This window comes from uncultured Corynebacterium sp. (assembly GCF_902782855.1).
In the GTDB taxonomy this organism is placed as follows: domain Bacteria; phylum Actinomycetota; class Actinomycetes; order Mycobacteriales; family Mycobacteriaceae; genus Corynebacterium.
Window position 1 is genome coordinate 1 of sequence record NZ_CACZOO010000032.1, and the last position, 2,343, is coordinate 2,343.

Sequence of the window (2,343 nt, forward strand, 5' to 3'; positions counted from 1 at the left end):
CCGGGGACGAGACGGGGAACCGCGGACACCGCCGCGGTCGTCGTGGCCGTGGACGTGGTCGCGGCGACCAGGACCGTCACCACGAGAGCCGGGAGCCCCAGGACAACCGTCCCGACCAGGAGAACGACGACACCCAGGAGCCGCAGCCCCAGGAACCCGCCGATGACCACGGTGTCCCCGGGGAGCTCCCCGTCCTCACCGAGGGCGCGGAGGTCGTCGATGAGCCGGTGAAGCTCAAGGGCTCCACCCGACTGGAGTCGAAGAAGCGCTGGCGCCAGGAGCAGGGCCACGACAAGAAGAAGGTCGTCAGCAAGGCGGAGTTCCTCGCCCGACGCGAGAACGTCGACCGTGCGATGGTCGTCCGTGACTCTGAGCGCTCCGACCACCCCGGCACCACCACCCAGGTCGGCATCACCGAGGACGGGATGCTCGTCGAGCACTTCGTCACCAGTGAGACGCAGTCCTCGATCATCGGCAACATCTACCTGGGCCGCGTCCAGAATGTCCTGTCGAGCATGGAGGCAGCGTTCATCGACATCGGGACCGGACGCAACGCCGTCCTCTACGCCGGTGAAGTCGACTGGCGCAACAAGCACCTGCACACCCGCACCCGTCGTATCGAGGCGGCGCTGAAGCCCGGTGACCAGGTCCTCGTCCAGGTGATCAAGGATCCGCTGGGCCACAAGGGCGCCCGGCTGACCAACCGGCTGAACTTCGCCGGCCGCTACCTCGTGTACGTGCCGGGTGGCAAGACCCAGGGCATCTCCCGCAAGCTGCCCGAGTCCGAGCGCAAGCGGCTCAAGGAGATCCTCGGACGTGTGGTCCCGGACAACGGTGGCACGATCATCCGCACCGCCGCCGAAGGTGTGTCCGAGGAGCTCATCGCCGAAGACGTTGACCGTCTCCACCAGCGCTGGGTAGACATCCAGGACGCCGAGGAGAGGGCCCGGGCCCGTAAGGGGTCCCATCCGGTGACCATGTACGAGGAGCCGAACATGCTCGTCAAGGTCATCCGTGACATCTTCAACGAGGATTTCAACGAACTCGTCGTCGACGGTGAGAAGTCCTGGGCTGTCGTGCGTGACTACGTCCACCGGATCGCCCCCGACCTGGAGTCCCGCGTGGTGCGCTACCACCCGGAGCAGCACGGCGGACGCGACGTCTTCGCCGACCGTCAGCTCGATGAGCAGCTCGCCAAGGCGCTGAGCCGGAAGGTCTGGTTGCCGTCCGGCGGCTACCTCATCATCGACCGCACCGAGGCGATGACGGTCATCGACGTGAACACCGGATCCTTCGTCGGCTCCGGCGGTAACCTCGAGGAGACCGTCACCCTCAACAACCTTGAGGCCGCCGAGGAGATCGTCCGCCAGATGCGGCTGCGGGACATGGGCGGCATGATCGTCGTCGACTTCATCGACATGGTCCTGCCGGAGAACCGTGACCTGATGCTGCGACGCCTCAGTGAGTTCCTCGGCCGGGACCGGACCCGTCACAAGGTTTCCGAGGTCACCAGTCTCGGCCTGGTGCAGATGACGCGCAAGCGCCTCGGCACCGGCCTGCTGGAGACCTTCTCCACCGAGTGCCCGACCTGCGGGGGACGTGGTGTGATCATCCACGACGACCCGGTCGAGCATGTCGAGGAGGAGGACGACCGCCACCATGAGCGCCGCGACCACGGACATCGCGCCGAGAAGCGTCAGGCCCGTGACCAGCAGGAGACGCAGCGTCGTCACGAGAGGCACCGGGCGGCGGCGTCCTCCGGGACCGCGGATCAGACCGACCACACCGGGGGTGAAGACGAGCACCCGGAAACGTCGGGGCATGCGGAGACTGCGGAGTCCGTTGAATCCGTGGCGTCTGTGGACTCTGTGGACTCTGTGACGTCCCGGGACGTCCACGGCGTCGGGTCGTCCCAGAGCCGGGGCCGTAGCCGTCGGACCCGTCGTGGTTCGCGTTCCGGTGACCGTGCCGTCAACCGGAACCAGGAGAAGGCCTCCGGGGAAACCCCGGTGAAGGCGTCGGCGGAGTCTCCGGAGCACGGCGCGGACCACGGTGACGTCGATGCGCCGCAGCGGTCCGGGCGGTCCGGTGAGACCCACGGGCAACATCATGGTCGCCGCCGGGTGGTCCGTCGTGTCGAAGCGGGGCAGCCGGAGTCACAGCATCCCGGTGACCGGCATGCCGGTCGTGGCGGTGACGTCGCGGCGATCGCCGCACAGGCCGTCGCGCACGCCGGTGCCGAGGACCCGGACGAGCCCACCGGCGCCGACTACGTGTCGGATGAGCCGGAGGTGCGGCCGTCGCGGTCCGCGGCGCAGGCCGGCACTGACCGGCGCGGCCGTC

At 68.3% G+C, this 2,343-nt stretch carries 1 protein-coding gene; it reads left to right on the forward strand.

Features of this window, described 5'->3' with window-relative positions:
• The coding region (locus tag QZV72_RS01295; protein ID WP_297004238.1) for an Rne/Rng family ribonuclease at positions 1-2,343 on the forward strand (2,343 nt) is incomplete at both ends.